General features: G+C 72.3%; 15 protein-coding genes. 3 read left to right on the top strand and 12 right to left on the bottom strand.

Translation table 11 applies throughout. The features are described 5' to 3' along the window. Positions 1–39: 39 nt before the first annotated feature. Positions 40–1,068, top strand: coding sequence for a saccharopine dehydrogenase family protein (locus BLR33_RS31975; protein WP_093788159.1), 1,029 nt, complete (start codon positions 40–42; stop codon positions 1,066–1,068). A 132-nt stretch (positions 1,069–1,200) separates the two neighbouring features. On the opposite strand, the gene BLR33_RS31970 is transcribed toward BLR33_RS31975, so the two are convergent. The 4 genes from BLR33_RS31970 to BLR33_RS31955 form a co-directional block, all read right to left on the bottom strand. Further along, on the bottom strand, positions 1,201–2,001 hold the full coding sequence (locus tag BLR33_RS31970; RefSeq protein ID WP_093788158.1) for an SAM-dependent methyltransferase: 801 nt from the start codon (positions 1,999–2,001) through the stop codon (positions 1,201–1,203). Between the two features lie 121 nt (positions 2,002–2,122). Then, the gene (locus BLR33_RS31965) at positions 2,123–2,938 is read right to left on the bottom strand and encodes an SAM-dependent methyltransferase (RefSeq protein ID WP_245771804.1); all 816 of its coding nucleotides are present in this window, start codon (positions 2,936–2,938) and stop codon (positions 2,123–2,125) included. 94 nt (positions 2,939–3,032) lie between these two features. Beyond that, positions 3,033–3,284 (bottom strand): DUF397 domain-containing protein, encoded by a 252-nt coding sequence (locus tag BLR33_RS31960; protein WP_093788156.1) that lies wholly within the window; start codon positions 3,282–3,284, stop codon positions 3,033–3,035. Positions 3,285–3,287: 3 nt separating this feature from the next. Beyond that, on the bottom strand, positions 3,288–4,112 hold the full coding sequence (locus BLR33_RS31955; protein ID WP_176930702.1) for a helix-turn-helix domain-containing protein: 825 nt from the start codon (positions 4,110–4,112) through the stop codon (positions 3,288–3,290). A gap of 177 nt (positions 4,113–4,289) precedes the next feature. Here BLR33_RS31955 and BLR33_RS31950 point away from each other — a divergent pair, with 177 nt between their 5' ends. Next, on the top strand, positions 4,290–4,748 hold the full coding sequence (locus tag BLR33_RS31950) for an ATP-binding protein (RefSeq protein WP_245771803.1): 459 nt from the start codon (positions 4,290–4,292) through the stop codon (positions 4,746–4,748). A 97-nt stretch (positions 4,749–4,845) separates the two neighbouring features. On the opposite strand, the gene BLR33_RS31945 is transcribed toward BLR33_RS31950, so the two are convergent. Further along, entirely contained in the window at positions 4,846–5,667 is an 822-nt protein-coding gene (locus tag BLR33_RS31945) for an SGNH/GDSL hydrolase family protein (protein WP_093788169.1), read from the bottom strand. Positions 5,668–5,930: 263 nt separating this feature from the next. Between BLR33_RS31945 and BLR33_RS31940 the strand changes: the two genes are divergently transcribed. Continuing rightward, positions 5,931–6,770, top strand: coding sequence for a tyrosine-protein phosphatase (locus tag BLR33_RS31940; protein WP_093788154.1), 840 nt, complete (start codon positions 5,931–5,933; stop codon positions 6,768–6,770). Between the two features lie 54 nt (positions 6,771–6,824). On the opposite strand, the gene BLR33_RS31935 is transcribed toward BLR33_RS31940, so the two are convergent. The 7 genes from BLR33_RS31935 to hpnE all read right to left on the bottom strand — a co-directional run bounded on the left by BLR33_RS31935 (position 6,825) and on the right by hpnE (position 16,778). Next, the gene (locus BLR33_RS31935; RefSeq protein ID WP_093788153.1) at positions 6,825–8,309 is read right to left on the bottom strand and encodes an aspartate aminotransferase family protein; all 1,485 of its coding nucleotides are present in this window, start codon (positions 8,307–8,309) and stop codon (positions 6,825–6,827) included. Beyond that, a complete protein-coding gene (gene dxs / locus BLR33_RS31930) occupies positions 8,296–10,320 on the bottom strand; it encodes a 1-deoxy-D-xylulose-5-phosphate synthase (protein ID WP_093788152.1) in 2,025 nt (674 codons plus the stop codon). Before dxs ends, BLR33_RS31935 begins: the two co-directional genes overlap by 14 nt. Positions 10,321–10,465: 145 nt before the next feature. Then, positions 10,466–11,494 (bottom strand): adenosyl-hopene transferase HpnH, encoded by a 1,029-nt coding sequence (gene hpnH, locus BLR33_RS31925; protein WP_093788151.1) that lies wholly within the window; start codon positions 11,492–11,494, stop codon positions 10,466–10,468. A gap of 5 nt (positions 11,495–11,499) precedes the next feature. Then, positions 11,500–12,126, bottom strand: a complete 627-nt coding sequence (locus tag BLR33_RS31920) for a phosphorylase family protein (RefSeq protein WP_093788150.1) — start codon at positions 12,124–12,126, stop codon at positions 11,500–11,502. Positions 12,127–12,129: 3 nt separating this feature from the next. Continuing rightward, complete coding sequence (gene shc / locus BLR33_RS31915) at positions 12,130–14,169, bottom strand: squalene--hopene cyclase (protein WP_093788149.1); 2,040 nt, start codon at positions 14,167–14,169, stop codon at positions 12,130–12,132. A gap of 99 nt (positions 14,170–14,268) precedes the next feature. After that, complete coding sequence (locus BLR33_RS31910; RefSeq protein ID WP_093788148.1) at positions 14,269–15,339, bottom strand: polyprenyl synthetase family protein; 1,071 nt, start codon at positions 15,337–15,339, stop codon at positions 14,269–14,271. Continuing rightward, complete coding sequence (hpnE, locus tag BLR33_RS31905) at positions 15,336–16,778, bottom strand: hydroxysqualene dehydroxylase HpnE (protein WP_093788147.1); 1,443 nt, start codon at positions 16,776–16,778, stop codon at positions 15,336–15,338. Before hpnE ends, BLR33_RS31910 begins: the two co-directional genes overlap by 4 nt. Positions 16,779–16,831 lie beyond the last annotated feature (53 nt).

Below are 16,831 nucleotides of genomic sequence, written 5' to 3'. Positions count from 1 at the left end.
TACGGTTCCGGGCAGGTGCGCCCGAGGAGGATGCTGTCCATGACCTGGCTGTTGTACGGGGCGACGGGGTACACCGGTCGCCTGATCGCCCGCCGTGCGGTCGAGCGCGGGCAGCGCCCGGTGCTGGCCGGGCGCAACGCCGCCAGGCTGCTGCCGCTGGCCGCCGAACTCGGCCTGGAGCACCGGGTGTTCGGGCTGACCGACGCCACCGCGATACGCCGGGGCCTGGCCGGGGTGGACGGAGTCGCCAACTGCGCCGGGCCGTTCGCCCGCACCGCCCTGCCGATGGCCGCCGCCTGCGTGGAGACCGGCACGCCCTACCTCGACATCACCGGTGAGATCGACGTCTTCGAGGCCCTGCACCGCATGGGTGCCCGCGCGGCCGCGGCGGGGGTGACGCTCCTGCCCGGCGCGGGCTTCGACGTGGTGCCCACCGACTGCCTGGCCGCGCTGCTGGCCGCACGGCTGCCCGACGCCACCGAACTCGACCTCGCCTTCCGCACCGGGGCCGGAGCGAGCCCCGGCACCGCCCGCACCGCGGTGGCCGGCGCGGTCGAGGGCGGCCGGATCAGGGCGGGCGGCGAGATCCGCACCGTGCCGGTGGGCTCGCGGCAGGTGCGGGCGGCCTTCCCCTCCGGCGCGCGGACGGTCGTGTCGGTGCCGTGGGGGGACGTCAGCACCGCGTACCACTCCACCGGCATCCCCGACATCACCACGTACACCGTGCTGCCGGGACCCGCGGTGGCCGCCACCCGGGCGCTGCGGCTGGGCCCGCTGCGGGGGGTGGTGGAGGAGGCCGTGGGGCGCATCGTGCGCGGGCCGGGCGAGCGCAGCCTCAGCGTCGGCCGCTGCGAGGTCTGGGGGCGGGCCAGGGACGCCGCGGGCAACACGGTGACCGCCACCCTCACCGGCCCCAATCCGTACGCCCTGACGGCCGACGCGGTGCTGCGCGTGATGCCGGGCCTCGGCGACCTGCCCGCGGGCTTCCAGACCCCCTCGCGCGCGCTGGGCGCCGACTTCGCCTCCTCGCTCGACGGCGTGACGGTGGCGGTGGGCGCCCTGCGCTGACGCGGGGGCCCGCAGAACGGCGCAAGGCCAAGTGCCCTCTCAGCACTCGGCCTTGCGGTCGTACGGAGTCGTTCGGAGTCGTTCGGAGTCGTTCGGAGTCGTTCGGAGTCGTATGCAGCGATACACGACCCGTCAGATCTTGCGGGCCACCGCCCCGTACACGCCCACCGGCTCCTCGTCCTCGTCGGGTTCGGTCTCCGGGCGCCAGTGGTGGACCTGGACCAGGCCGGGGTCGACGAGTTCGAAGCCCTCGAAGAGGCGCAGCACATCGGCGTGGCTGCGCGGGGTCAGCGAGGCGGTGGCCTTCTGGTAGACCTCGGCGACCTCGGCCGACAGGTTGCCGTGGAAGTCGGCGGTGGCGTGCGAGACGACGAGGCGGCTGCCCTCGGGCAGGGCGGCCCGCAGGGTGGCGATCATGCCGGCCGGGTCCTCGGCGTCGGTCATGAAGTGCAGCACGGAGACGAGCATCACGGCCACCGGCTGCTCGAAGTCGATGAGCGCGCTGATGGTGGGGTGTTCGAGGATGCTCTGCGGGTCGCGCATGTCGGCGAGGAAGAAACCGGTGTTGGCCGCCCCGAGCAGCCGGGCCCCGGCGTGGGTGGCCACGATCGGGTCGTTGTCGATGTACGCCACCCGCACGTCGGGCGAGACCGCGTGCGCCACCTCGTGGGTGTTGGGCGACGTCGGGATGCCGGTCCCGATGTCGATGATCTGCCGGATGCCGTCCTCGACGAGGTACTGGACCGCGCGCCGCAGGAAGTCGCGGTTGGCGCGGGCCATGCGCACGACGTCGGGGACCACGTCGAGGACGCGGTCGGCGGCGTCGCGGTCCACCTCGTAGTTGTCCTTGCCGCCGAGGAAGTAGTCGTACATGCGGGCCGGGTGCGGTCGGCTGGTGTCGATCTCGGTGGCGGGGAATCCCTGGTCGCTCACGCCGTCCTCCGCTTGCGGTTCATCGCCTGGTGGTGCCTGTTCTGTCCGGTGGTGCTCATGGTGCCCGGCCGGCTGGGTCCGGCTGGAAGGTGGGGAGGGGCGGGCGGGCCCGCCCCTGGGGTCAGGGCTTGCGGGCCACGCCCCCGTAGACGCCGATGTGGCGCAGCTCCTCCGGTCCGGGCACGGGCCCGTCCGGGTGCCAGAGCGGGAGCTGCACCAGGCCGGGGTCCACCATCTCGAAGCCGTCGAAGAGGGCGGCTATCTCCTCCCGGGTGCGGGTGGTGACGGTGGCGGTGGCCTTCTTGTCCTGGTAGACGTCGCGCGCCCGGTCGATGCCGTGGTCGTGCCGGTGGAAGTCGCCGGTGGCGTGCGAGAGCACGAGCAGGCTGCCGGCGGGCAGCGCCTCGCGGTAGGCGGCGACGAGGCCCACGGGGTCCTCGGCGTCGGTCAGGAAGTGCAGGACGGCCACCATCAGCAGCCCCACCGGCTGGTCGAGGTCGATGAGTTCGCCGATGGCGGGGTGCCCCAGCACCGCCCGGGGGTCGCGCAGGTCGGCCAGGACGAAGCCGGTGTGGTCCGCGCCCAGCAGCCGGGCCCCGGCGTGGGTGGCCACGATGGGGTCGTTGTCGACGTAGGCGACGCGGACGTCGGGGGACACCGCGTGGGCCACCTCGTGGGTGTTGGGCGAGGTGGGGATGCCGGTGCCGATGTCGACGATCTGCCGGATGCCCCGCTCGGCCAGCAGGCGCACCGCGCGGTGCATGAACGCCCGGTTGGCGCGGGTGGTGGGCACGATGTCGGGGAAGACGTCGATGACGCTCTGGGCGGCCTCCCGGTCCACCTCGTAGTTGTCCTTGCCACCCAGGTAGTAGTCGTACATACGGGCCGGGTGCGGCCGGCTGGTGTCGATCTCTCGGGCCGGGAAACCGTCGCTCACGCCGTCCTCCACCGGGCCTGCCGCCGTGCCGTCGCGGCGGCCGGGACGGCCGCCGCCGGGTCGTGGTGCGCGCCGGGGCGCACGAGGTGCCGCCTCATCCGAGCAGGAAGTCCGCGGCGCCGGCCTTGGCGCCCTGGATGAAGCTGGTGATCTCGTGGTTGGTGTAGATCAGTGCCGGTCCGTCCGGGTCGGTCGACTGGCGCAGCGCCACCCGTCCGTCGTTGAGCCGCTTGGCCTCGACGCAACTGCCGCCGTTGCCGCCGCTCCACGGCTTCCGCCAGCCGTCCGCACCGAGTTCGGCGGCGGGCATCCCGTTGTAGACGCTGTCGTTGGTGACGCGATCCATCGTTCAGATCTCCTTGCGCATGCCATCGAGGATGGCTTTGGTGCTCTGTGCCGGCGCTGCCTGCGCGCACATCCGGTCCAGGGCTTCAAGGAACGCGGACACGTCGTCGCGGTCGTCGAAGTAGGCGCCGCCCACCAGGCTCTCGGTGTAGGCGATGTCCGGGATTTCCTTGACCTGGAACCGGAAGATGTGGAACGGCCCGTACATGGCCGGGTGCGGTCCCGCGGTGAAGGGGATCACCTGCAGCCGCACGTTCGGCGCTTCCGTGGCCTCGATGAGGGCGCCGAGCTGGTCGCGCATGACGGCCCGGCCGCCGATCGGGCGGCGCAGCACCGTCTCGTCCATGACCACCCACAGCAGGGGCGCCTCGGCACGGGTGAGCAGCGCCTGCCGCTCGATGCGCAGGGTGACCAGGCGGTCGATCTCCTCGGCGGTCGCGTTGGGCTGGCCCGCGCGCAGGACGGCGCCGGCGTAGCTGGGGATCTGCAGCAGTCCGGGCACGTAGTGCGGCTCGTAGGCCCGGATGACCGACGCCTCGCCCTCCAGGCTGACGAACGCGCTGAACCACTCGGGCAGGACGTCGCGGAAGTTGTGCCACCAGCCGGGCCGGTTGGCCTCGCGGCACAGGGCGAGGAAGCCCGAGATCTCCTCGGTGGAGGTGACGCCGTAGGTGGTCAGGAGCTTCTCGACGTAGGGGATCTTGAGCCCGACTTCGGCCTTCTCCATCCGGCGGATGGTGGCGTGGGTCACATCGAGGGCGCGGCCGGCCTGTTCGAAGCTGAGGCCCGCCTTCTCCCGGAGGTCCTGGAGGCGTTTTCCGAGCACCATGCGCAGGACGGTCGGAGCACCACCCGGCCGCGGGTCCATCACGTGCCTCTCCTCCAACTTCCTTGGCTGGGAAGCAGTGTGTCATGACGTCAGCGATGACGACAGCATGTTCTGTTGATTCTGCAAATTACAGTTCGGACCTTGCCATGTGTTGGGGGCGAGCCCCATAGTTACGGGGTGGTTCCTTCAACTGACGCCCGCCGGCACACCGGCCGGTCAGGTGTCGGCGTTCCCAGCCGCCGTGACGTGTTCCGGCTGCCCGCGCTGAGCGCGTCCGTGGCGGACGCCCGCGGGCGGGTCAGAGCACGGCTGCGCGAATGGGGCCTGGGCGCCGAACTGAGGGACGACGCCTGTCTGGTGGTGACCGAGCTGTTCACCAACGCGGTGCGGCACACCGACAGCGAGAAGATCACCTGCGCGCTGCACGACGCCGGTCTCGTCATACGGCTCGAGGTGACCGATCAGGGGTGCGGGGACAGGGATCCGGTGCCGTACGCGGCTCAGGACGACGAAGAGGGCGGCAGGGGGCTGCTCTTGGTGAGCGTGCTGGCGGCGGCCTGGGGATCCGACCCCGCTGCGGAGGGAACAGGGCGAGTGGTGTGGGCCGAACTGGCCGTGCACCGCCCGCCCTGTTGACGTAGGAGGGGCCCCACGGCGCGGGGACGCCGGCGGGCTCCGGGCGAAAGGCGCGCACGAGGCGCCGAAGGAGGCGTGGCCGGCGCGGGGACGCCGGTCACGCCTCCACGGCGCCGGGGAGCTCCAGCGGGACCAGCTCCGGGCGCTTGGGCAGCACGTCGTCGCCCGAGGACTCCCCGCGCAGCCGGCGGCCGATCCAGGGCACCAAGTGCTCGCGGGCCCAGTGGATGTTGTCCCGGCGCACCTGCGAGCGCAGCGGGCGGGCCTGCGGCGGCCACGGCTGGTCGGGGTCGGCGGGCGGGGTCAGGCCGAGCACCTGGGCGGCCCGCAGCGCCACCCGCACGTGCCCTTCGGTCGACAGGTGCAGCCGGTCCTCGCTCCACGCCCTGCGGTCCCGCATCGCCCGCAGCGACCACAGGTCGAGCACCGGGCAGTCGTAGCGGTCGGCCACCGCCCGGATGTGCGCGTTGTAGGTGGCGATCTTCCCGCGCAGCAGGCCGAGGACGGGCACCCCGCGGGTGTCGAAGCCGGTGCACACCATCACGGTGGGCACGACCGCCCGCAGCGCCGCCACCGCCTGCTCGAAGCGCTCGGCGAGCAGGTCGGGGTCGCCGCTGGGGCGCAGGATGTCGTTGCCGCCGGCGCAGAAGGTGACCAGCTCCGGGGCGAGTTCGACGGCCCGGGGCACCTGCTCGGCCACGATGCGGTCCAGCAGCCGGCCGCGGACGGCGAGGTTGGCGTAGCGGAAGGAGCCCGGCGGCGCATGCTCGGCGTGGCGGTCGGCGAGCAGGGCGGCCAGCCGGTCCGCCCAGCCGATCCAGCCGCCGGGTCCCGGGTCGCCCACCCCCTCGGTGAAACTGTCGCCCACGGCGGTGTACGACCCGATCGGGGGTACGCCCGCAGGCCGCCCGCGGGGCACGGTGTGCTCGATGTTCTTCGCGTCTCGGGTGTCGTGTTCGTCTCTCAGGTCCGGAAGCTCAGTCCGCGCATCGTCAGCCACATCGGGTCATTTTCCTCCTCGGCCTGTGACCTACGCGACCGTAAGGAGCCCTTGACGCGACGTGATTCATCCCACCAGGCGAACCCGCGACCGGCGGGAACACGGTACGGCGCTGCCGTATCGTCGGCGGTGGGCTGCCCGAGCCGGCAGCCGCCCACGGAACATGCACGGAAGGAGACGCGGTGACGCAGGAAGTCCAGCAGTCGGCCCCCGGCGGATCGGGACCGGATCTGAGCGGGGTGCGCAACTTCCGGGACGTGGGCGGGCTGCCCACCGAGGACGGCCGCCGGGTGCGCTCCGGGGTGCTGTTCCGCAGCGGCCATCTCGCGCACGCCACGGCGTCCGACACGGCCTTCCTCGCCGGCCTCGGCCTGCACACCGTCTTCGACTTCCGCAACCGCGACGACATCGCCCTGGAGGGCCCCGACGCCGAACTGCCGGGCACCCGCAACCTCAACATGCCGCTCAGCGACCCCGCCGAGGGCTCGGGATTCTGGCAGATCGTCCGTGACGGGGACGTGGCGAGCCTGCGCGAGCTGCTCGGCGGGGGCCGCGGCGAGGCCCGGATGCAGGACGCCTACCGCCGGCTGATCCTGGAGCGCACCGAGGAGCACGGGCGGATGCTCGCGCTGCTGTCCGAGCCGGACGAGCCGGCCGTCCCGGCGCTGCTGCACTGCGCGGCGGGCAAGGACCGGGCCGGCACCTCGATCGCGATCATCCTGCTCGCGCTCGGCGTGCGGCGCGACGCCATCGAGGCCGACTACCTGCGCAGCAACGGCGGCCACAGCCGCTACCTGGTGGTGCGCGGCGACGGCACCAGCTGGGCGGCCATGGACCCCGAGATCCGGACGCTCCTCTCCACCCTCTTCGAGGCCCGCGTGGAGTACCTGCGCACGGCGTTCGCCACCATCGAGGAGCGCTGGGGCACCGTCGACCGCTACCTGGAGGAGGGCCTCGGCCTGACCCCGCAGCGCCGCGAGGCGCTGCGGGACCGGCTGCTCACAGCGGCCGACGGGGGCTGACGGCCCCAGCGGTGCCGACGGCGACCGTACGGGGCCCCAACGGCCCCGTACGCCCTAGCGGTTGGCCACCGCCTGCTTGACCAGGGTGCGGCCGAACTCCCACATCAGGCCGCCGCCGTTGTGGGCGTCGTCCATCACCTCGGTGAACGCGGTGACGAACCGGTCCACGTCCGCCTCGGAGAAGACCAGCGGCGGGATCAGCTTGATGATCTCCACGTGGTCGCCGGAGACCTGGGTGAGGATGCGGTGCCGCTGCAGCAGCGGCACCACCACCATCTGCGCGAACAGGCCCTTGCGCGCGGCCTGCAGCATCGTCCACCGGCTGCGCAGGCCCAGCGACTTGGGCCGGCCGAACTCGATGCCGATCATCAGGCCGCGCCCGCGCACCTCCTTCAGCAGCTCGTAGCGCTCGATGAGGGCGGCCAGGCGGGTGCGCAGCAGGTCGCCGGTGACCCGGGCGTTCTCCACCAGCCGCTCGTCCTCGAGCACCGACAGCACCGCGAGGCCCGCCGCCATCGCCTGGGCGTTGGAGCCGAAGCTGGCGGAGTGCACCAGCACCCGGTCCATGGAGGAGTAGACCTTCTTGAAGATCCAGTCCTTGCCCAGCGTGGCGCTGACCGGCACGTAGCCGCCCGAGAGCGCCTTGGAGACGGTCACCAGGTCCGGTTCGACGCCCTCCTCGTGCTGGTAGGCGTAGAAGGCGCCGGTGCGGCCGAGGCCGGTCTGCACCTCGTCGCAGATCAGCAGCGCCTTGTGCTTGCGCAGCAGCTCCTGGGCGCCGGCCAGCCAGCCGGCCGGCGGGATGTAGACGCCGTGGCCCTGGATGGGCTCCACGATCAGGGCCGCCACGTCGCCGCGCTTGAGTTCCTTGGCGAGCGCGTCCAGGTCGCCCACGGGCACGGCGGTGTCCGGCAGCAGGGGCGCGAAGCCGTCCTGGAAGCCGGCCTCGCCGTTGACCGACAGCGAGCCGGTGGTCAGGCCGTGGAAGGAGTGGGTGCAGTACAGGACGCGCGGCTTGCCGGTGGCGTAGCGGGCGAACTTCAGTGCGGTCTCCACCGCCTCGGTGCCGCTGTTGCCGAAGAACACCCGGTCCAGGTGCGGGGAGTGGGCGAGCAGCCGCTCGGCGAGCAGGCCGGGCAGCGGCGGGCAGTCGAAGCGGGTGAGGTCGGCGAGCCCCGCGTCGAGAACGTCATGCAGCGCCTTGCGGACCACCGGGTGGTGCCGGCCGACGCCCATGACGCCGAACCCGGCGAGCATGTCGAGGTGGTCGTTGCCCTCGGCGTCCCAGAAGTGCGCCCCCTCGGCCCGCTCGTAGAAGCGGTCGAAGCCGATGGTGTGGAGCATCCGCGGCAGCTGGTGGTTCAGGTGCTTGGTGTAGAGCTCGTACCGCTCGGCGCCACGCTCGGCCAGCAGCGTGGCCAGGTCGAAGCCCTTCGACGGGCGGGGCCCGCCCGCCGGGTCCTTGCCGCCGGACGGGCCGGGGGCACCCTCGGCACCCTCGCCGGCCGCGGAGGCTTCGGGCCCTTCAGACGCTGTCATCGCTCACCTGCTCCTCGCGTACGTTCCTGCTGCTCCCCGCAGTATGCGCGGGGCTCTTGGGGGCCGGCACGGCCGGGTCGGCCCCGGTCCTGGCGGCCGGGTCGGCGGCCTGCTCGGCGGCGCTCAAGCGGGCCCGCAGCCGCAGCAGCGAGGCGCCGATCGAGCCGGCGATCTCGGCCGGGGTGAGGCCGATGTCGGCGAGCACCTCGCTGCGCTTGGCGTGCGCCAGGAACTGCTGCGGGATGCCGAAGTCGCGCAGGGGCACGTCCACGCCCGCGTCCCGCAGCGCCTGCGCGACGGCCGAACCGACGCCGCCGGCCCGCCCGTTGTCCTCCACGACTGCCACCATGCGGTGCCGTGCGGCCAGTTCGGTCAGCGCCGGGTCGACCGGCTTGACCCAGCGCGGGTCCACCACGGTGACGCCGATGCCGCGCCCGGCGAGCAGGTCGGCGATCGACAGGCAGGTGCCCGCCATGGCGCCCACCGACACCAGCAACACGTCCTCGCCGAGGCCGCCTTCGGGCGTGTGCAGCACGTCCGTGCCACCCACCCGGGCGAGGGCGGGCACCGGCTCGCCCGCGGTCTCCTTCGGGAAGCGCACCACGGTGGGGGCGTTGTCCACGTCGACGGCCTCGCGCAGCTGGGCCCGCAGCTGGTCGGCGTCGCGCGGCGCGGCGATGCGCAGGCCCGGTACGACCTGGAGGATCGACATGTCCCACATGCCGTTGTGCGAGGCGCCGTCCACACCGGTGACACCCGCCCGGTCGAGGACGAACGTCACACCGCACTTGTGCAGGGCGACGTCCATCAGCACCTGGTCGAACGCCCGGTTGAGGAAGGTCGCGTAGACGGCGACGACCGGGTGCAGCCCGCCGGTGGCCAGGCCCGCGGCCGAGGTCGCGGCGTGCTGCTCGGCGATACCGACGTCGAAGACCCGCTCCGGGTATGCCTCGGCGAAGCCCGCCAGGCCCACCGGCTGCAGCATGGCCGCGGTGATGGCCACCACGTCCGGCCGCTCCCTGCCGATGCGCACCATCTCCTGGCCGAAGACCGAGGTCCACGACGGTCCGGCGGAGGGTACGAGCGGGGCGCAGGTCAGCGGGTCCATGGCGCCGACGGTGTGGAAGTGGTCGGCCTCGTCCTGCTCGGCCGCGGCGTAGCCGCGGCCCTTCTCGGTCAGGCAGTGCACCAGCACCGGGCCGTGGAAGCGGGCGGCCCGGCGCAGCGCGGACTCCACGGCGGCGATGTCGTGGCCGTCGATCGGCCCGAGGTACTTCAGGCCCAGGTCCTCGAACATGCCCTGGGGCGCGAAGGCGTCCTTGAAGCCCTTCTTGGCGCCGTGCAGCGACTCGTAGAGCGGCTGGCCGATCACCGGGGTCTGCTGCAGGACCTGCTTGCCCCAGGACAGGAAGCGCTCGTAGCCGTCGGTGGTGCGCAGGGTGGCCAGGTGGTTGGCGAGCCCGCCGATGGTGGGGGCGTAGGAGCGCTCGTTGTCGTTGACCACGATGATCAGCGGGCGGTCGCGGGCGGCGGCGATGTTGTTCAGCGCCTCCCAGGCCATGCCGCCGGTCAGGGCGCCGTCGCCGATGACGGCGACCACGTGCCGGTCGCTGCCGGTCACCTGGTTCGCCTTGGCCAGCCCGTCGGCCCAGCCGAGCACGGTGGAGGCGTGGCTGTTCTCGATCACGTCGTGCTCGGACTCCGCCCGCGAGGGGTAGCCGGACAGGCCGCCCTTGCTGCGCAGCTTGGAGAAGTCCTGACGGCCGGTGAGGAGCTTGTGCACGTACGACTGGTGCCCGGTGTCCCACAGGATGCGGTCGGCCGGCGAGTCGAAGACGCGGTGCAGCGCGATCGTCAGCTCCACCACCCCGAGGTTGGGGCCCAAGTGGCCGCCGGTCCTGGCGACCGCCTCGATCAGGAAGTGGCGGATGTCGGCGGCGAGTTCGTCGAGCCTGCCGTCGGGTAGAGCCTTCAGGTCGCGCGGGCCTTTGATGGTCTCCAGCATCGACATGTGTGGACCTCGTTCCTGCCGGGATTGCGTGGATCGCCGGCCGCTCCCCGGCCGGTGGCAGTGCGCGTGCTCGGCGGGTACGCGAGCCACCGGCACGGCGACATGCGCCGCTGCCGGTGGCTCGTACCCGCTTATCGGGGGGTCGTCACTTCGCGCGGTTCGACGCCACGGTCTCCCTCGCTGCCCGGATGGACTCCTTCAGGGAGCCCATGGTGGCGAGCACGGCCGTGGGCTCGTAGCCGCAGTGGGCCATGCAGTTGTCGCAGCGCTCGTCCTTGCCGCGGCCGTACTTGTCCCAGTCGGTCTTCTCGATGAGCTCGTTGTAGGTCGGCACGTAGCCGTCGCTCATCAGGTAGCAGGGGCGCTGCCAGCCGAACAGGGAGTAGTTGGGGATCGCCCACGCGGTGCACGGGAAGTCCGCCTTGCCCTCCAGGAAGTCCAGGAAGAGCGGGCTGTGGTTCAGCCGCCACTTGCGGCGGTTGCCGTCGCCGAAGGCCTTGCGGAACAGCTCGCGGGTCTGCTCCACGCCCAGGAAGTGCTCCTGGTCGGGCGCCTTCTCGTAGGCGTAGGCGGGCGAGAGCATCATCTCGTCGACCTCGAGGTCGTCGTTGAGGAAGTTGAGCACCTCGATGATGGTCTGCGGGGTGTCGGTGTTGAAGAAGGTGGAGTTGGTGGTCACCCGGAAGCCGCGCCGCTTGGCCTCCTTGATCGCCGCCACGGCCTCGTCGAAGGTGCCCTCCTTGGCCACGGACTCGTCGTGCCGCTCCCGCATGCCGTCGATGTGCACGGTAAAGGCGAAGTAAGGGGAGGGTGTGAACTTGTCCATTTTCTTGCGCAGCAGCAGGGCATTGGTGCAAAGGAATACGTACTTCTTCTTCGCCACCAGCTGGCGCACGATCTCGTCGATCTGCGGGTGCATCAACGGCTCGCCGCCCGCGATCGAGACCATGGGCGCGCCCGACTCCAGCACCGCCCCCACGGCCTGGGCCACCGGCATGCGCTGCTTGAGCACGCCGGCGGGGTGCTGGATCTTGCCACAGCCCTCGCATTTGAGGTTGCAGGCGAAGAGCGGCTCGAGTTCCACGATGAGCGGGAACTTTTCGCGACGCCGGACCATTTTCTGTTCGAAGAGGTACGACGCGACGCGGACGGTCTGACGAAGCGGCATGGCCATCGGGCTCACCTCCAGGGGAGCGTGGTAGTGCGGTGCCAATCGAGAAAGGCGGGGACAAGATCTCTCAGCACCCGGAATGCGATGATCCCGGTGCGCAGCGTTCCGACCCGCACGAGTTCGAACTCGGGCGTGTCGACGACGACGCGGGCCGCCGCGATGTGGCCTGCCCCCTCGGCGAGGGCGGCGCGCCGCATCGCGGCGGACTCCATGTCCACGGCGATGGCACCCGTCGCCGCGAGTGCGGTGCGCTCGGCGCCCCGCACGACATGGTCGGACTCCGCCAGGGTGCCGGTGTGCACGGTGGGACCCCTGCCCTTCAGGGTGTCCTTCAAGGTGGTTTCGAGGGCGGCGGCGAGCGCCGCCGCCTCGTGGCCGTCGTCGGAGACGACGACGTCGCCCGGCCGCATGCCGGGGGCGAGCCCCGCGCAGAAGCCGGTGGTGAGCACGGAGGCGCCGTGCAGCGCCGGGTCCTGCAGGGCCCTGGCGACGGCCCCTTCCGCGGCCTTGGGTCCCATGCCGGTGCGCAGCACGGTCACCTGGTCCGCGGCACTCCTGGCGATGCCCCTGCGCAGCGCGAAGCGCTCGATCGGCAGGGCGCACACCACCAGGAGCGGGGGTCGGGGATGGCCCACGAACTAGGCTCCCTTCTCGGTCTTCTCGGTCTTCTCGGCGCCGGCCAGGGCGGGGGCACCGCGGTGGCCGGCCCCGAAGGGCTCGGAGCGCACGTAGCGGCCGAGCGCGGTGAGCGGGAAGACCATCCGGTACAGGTGGTAGTTGATGGAGAAGTCGCGCGGGAAGCCGGTGCCGGTGAAGTACGGCTCGTCCCACGAGCCGTCCGGCAGCTGGTTCTCGGTGAGCCAGCGCACCCCGCGCTCCACGCTGTCGCCCCGCTCGCCGGCCGCCAGCAGCGCCATCAGCGCCCAGGCCGTCTGCGAGGGCGTGGAGTGGCCGCGGCCGATCCACTCGCGCTCGGAGTAGGAGCGCAGGTCCTCGCCCCAGCCGCCGTCCGCGTTCTGCACCGAGTGCAGCCAGGCGACGGCGCGGCGGATCGCCGGGTGCTCCGGGCCGAGGCCGGCGGCGGCCAGCGCGGGCACGGCCGAGCCGGTGCCGTAGATGTAGTTGACACCCCAGCGGCCGAACCAGGCGCCGTTGTCCTCCTGTTCCGACAGCAGCCACTCGATGCCGCGCCGGGTGTGCGGGTCGTGCTCCAGGCCGAGCGCGGCCATCATCTCCACCACGTGCGCGGTCACGTCGGCCGACGGCGGGTCGATCACCTCGCCGAAGTCGCAGAACGGCAGCCGGTTGGGGAACGGACTGGTGTTGTCGGCGTCGAAGGCGCCCCACGCTCCGTTCCTGGACTGCATGCCGACATTCCATCGCACCGCCTTGTCGATGGCGGAGTCGACCCTGCCCTTGTCGGGGTGCGCCACCCGGCGCAGCGCGAGCACCACCTCGGCGGTGTCGTCGATGTCCGGGTAGTTGTCGTTGTGGAACTCGAAGGCCCAGCCGCCGGGCGCCAGTTGCGGGCGGCGCACCGACCAGTCGCCGGGCCGGGTGATCTGCTCGCCGAGCATCCAGTCGGCGGCCTTGACCAGCGCGGGGTGGTCGGCGGCGACCCCGGCGTCGGCGAGCGCGATGGTGGCCAGGCAGGTGTCCCACACCGGCGACTGGCACGCCTCGATCATCCGCACGCCCTCTTCCGGCCACACGGCGAAACGATCCAGCGACTCAAGCCCCGCCTTCAGCACCGGGTGCTCCAGGTCGTAGCCGAGCAGGTGCAGGGCGATCACGGAGTAGACCGCGGGCGGCTGGATGCCGCCCCAGCAGCCGTCGGCCTCCTGGCGCTCGATGATCCAGCGGGCGCAGGCGTTCATCGCGCTGCGGCGCACCGAGCGGGGGCTGACCCGGCGGTAGAGGTGCAGCGCCTGGTCCAGCCGCTGGAAGATGCCGTCCCAGGTGGTGATGGGGGCCTTGCGCTGCTTCGGGTTGGGGTCGGCGGGGTCGACGTGCAGCTCGTCGATGCCGAACGGCGCCGGGCGGACCGGGCGGTGGGCGCCGACCACGGTGAGCGGCACGATGGTCTGCCGGGCCCAGCAGCCGAAGGAGTAGATGTTCAGCGGCATCCACTTCGGCAGGAAGATGACCTCGGGCGGCAGTTCGGGCAGGTCGTCCCAGCTCCACCAGCCGAACAGGGCCAGCCAGATGCGGGTGAAGACCCGGCTGGCCGCCACTCCCCCCTCGGCCTTCGACCACTTGGCGGCCAGCGCCATGTGCGCCTCGTCCGGGCTGTCGCCGGCCAGCCGCAGCGCGACGTACGCCTCGATGGTGGCCGACAGGTCGCCGGGGCCGCCGTGGAAGGTCGGCCAGGCGCCGTCCTCGCGCTGCTGGGAGCGGATCCAGCGGGCCGAGGCGGCGGTGACCTGCTCGTCCCGGATGCCCAGGAACTCGCGCAGCAGCAGGTCCTCGGCGTCCATCGTCACGTTGGTCTCGAGGTCGCCCTTCCACCAGCCGTCGGGGTGCTGCCGTGCCAGAAGATGCTCTGCGGCGCGCTGCACGGCACGCTGCGCCGCCGCCTCGATGGAGCCGGCGGGAACCGGCTCCTGTGCCGAGGCGCTGCTGGCCGAAGGTGTCCGGTGGGTGGGTGTCCCTGGACTGCCATCGGTCGTCGCTGTCATGGCTTCCCCTTTGCAGTTGAGACTTCTGCGGTGTTGGGGGCGGCCGTCCGCCGTCACGTGAGTGGGACCGGCGACGTCATACGCTCCACCTTGGGTTTGTTACTTGTTGCGGACCACCACAAAATCCGCCAGCCCCACGAGCTTGCGCTGGATTTCATCCGGCATGTCCATTTTGTCCAGCGCGGCGATGGCGGTCGCGTACTGCCGGCGCGCTTCCTCCGACGTCCACTCCCGCCCTCCTGCCTCTTCGATCAACGCCGCACGCAGGGCGAACTCTTCCTCGCTGAAGGCGTCGTTTTCCGGATTCTTCGCATCCGCCAGCAGGAGTTCACCCAGCCGCTCGGACGCGGGGCCCCCGGCGGCGAGCGCGGCGACCACCGGGAGCGACTTCTTGCGCTGACGCAGGTCGCTCCAGGTCTGCTTGCCGGTGGTCTCCGGGTCGCCCCAGATGCCCAGCAGGTCGTCGATCGCCTGGAAGGCCAGGCCCAGGTGGTAGCCGTACTCCTCGAGCGCGTCGGCGTCGGCCTCCGAGGCGCCGCCCAGGACGGCGCCGATCGAGGAGGCGCAGGCCAGCAGCGCGCCGGTCTTGTTGCCCTCCATCTCCAGGCACTCGGCCACGGTGACCCGCTCGCGGTGCTCGAAGGAGATGTCCTGCGCCTGACCGTCGATCAGTTTGCGGGTGGCGCTGGTCAGCCGGCGGGTGGCCCGGCCGGCCTCGGCGGTGCCCTGCTCCAGCAGCAGCTCGTTGGCGAGCGCCAGCAGCGCGTCGCCGACGAGGATCGCCTGCGAGGGGCCGTGCACCTTCCACACGGTGTGGCGGTGCCGCCGCTGCTCGTCGCCGTCCATCAGGTCGTCGTGCAGCAGCGAGAAGTTGTGCACGAGTTCCACGGCGACGGCGCCGGGCACACCGGCCTCCGCCGGGGCGCCGGCCGCCTGGGCCGACAGCAGTGCGAGCGCCGGCCGCACCGCCTTGCCGCCGTCGCCCTCCGCGGGCAGGCCGGCCTGGTCGATCCAGCCGAAGTGGTAGGAGGCGACGGTGTCCATCGGCGGCGCAAGCCGAGCCACCACCGAACGCAGCACCGGGGTGGTCAGGATGCGGCCGTTCTCCAGCAGCGCGTTGACGCTGTCAGCGGTCACGTTCTCTCCTCTTGTCGCACCAATTGCACTCATGCCGCCTCCAGGACGTCGTACTCGCGGGACAGTCCGATGGCGGACAAAGCTTCTCGGGAGGCGTGCAGGCCGCTGCGTACCGCACCCTCCATGGTCGCGGGCCACCCGGTGGCGGTCCACGCCCCGGCCAGGAACAGGCCGTGCGCCGCGGTGGCCTGACCTGGGCGCAGGGCGCCCACGCCCGGCTCCGGGGCGAAGGTCGCGGTGCGCTCACGCGTGACGAAGAAGTCGAGGATACGGGCTCCGCGGGCGGCCGGCAGCACTCGCTCCAGCTCCGGCAGGTAGCGGGCCCGCAGTTCGGCGACGGGCAGGTCGATCTCGTCCTGCGCGGCCGACTGGGACAGCGCCACGTACTGGCCACCGCCGGTCAGCCCCGCCCCCGCGGTGCGGTCGAAGACCCACTGCACCGGACTGCCCAGCGCAGCCAGGAAAGGCTGCTGGAGCACCTGCCGGTCGTAGATCACATGGACATTGAGGATCGGCGCGGTGCCGATCCGCAACAGCATTTCGGGTTCTTCCAGCGCGCCGGCGGGCAACAGGCCGTGTGCCTCGCGCTGCGGAACGGCCAACACCACGGTTCCGGCGGCCAGTTCCTCGCCGCGGCCGGGTCCGGTATCGATTCGGACACGCCAGCCCCCGGCGGCGTCGGCGACCACATCCTGGGCCCTCGCCCGGGTCAGCACCCGCACCCCGGCGGCCCGCAGGGCCGCGCGCGCCCGGCCGTCGTGCAGGTCGCCCAGCGGGGCCGCGGCCCAGCCGATGTCGGCGGCGCCGGGGTCGGACAGCAGCCCGGTCTTGAAGACCTTGGCGGCCAGGCCCAACGAGGCGTGCCCGGCCGTCGCGTTGAGGGTGGCCACCCCCACCAGGTCCCACAGCGCCTCGATCGTGCGCGGCGACTGGCCGTGCGCGGCGAGCCAGCTGCCGAAGTCGACACGGTCCAGCGCCGGGTCCTGCGGGTCGAGCCGGCGCAGCGCGAGGGCGGCCCGGCCGACCGAGGCGCGCTCGCGCAGCGACAGGTGCGGGTAGCGGACCAGGCTGGGCGCCAGGTGCAGCGGCACCGGCAGCGCGGCCCGGCCGATCACTCCGAGCCGGCCGCTGGCGGCGTCCACCACCGGTACGTCCAGGCGGTCCTGAAGGGTGACCAGGTCCCGGGCGGCGATGCGATCCAGGAACCACTGGTAGGCGGTGCAGCAGCGCAGGAAGACGTGCTGACCGTTGTCGACGGTCAACTCGCCGCGCTTGAAGGAGAAGGCGAGGCCGCCGAGCCGGGGCCGGGCCTCGGTGAGCGTCACCTGCACACCGGCGTCGGCGAGCGCGAGGGCGGCGGTGGTGCCGGCCAGGCCGCCGCCGACGACCACGGCGCTGTGCCGCGGGCCGGTACGCACGGCCGTGCCCTGGGGACCCGCTGGGGCCGGGTCGCCGGGCTGGGTGGTCGTCATGCGCACTCCCCTCGGGCCGTATCCCGCAGGGTACGGCGGGCCGTCGCGGAAAG

This window comes from Actinacidiphila guanduensis, assembly GCF_900103985.1.
Classification (GTDB): Bacteria; Actinomycetota; Actinomycetes; order Streptomycetales; family Streptomycetaceae; genus Actinacidiphila; species Actinacidiphila guanduensis.
Note: the sequence above shows the minus strand (reverse complement) of the source record. Positions and strands in the feature narration are given on the sequence as shown.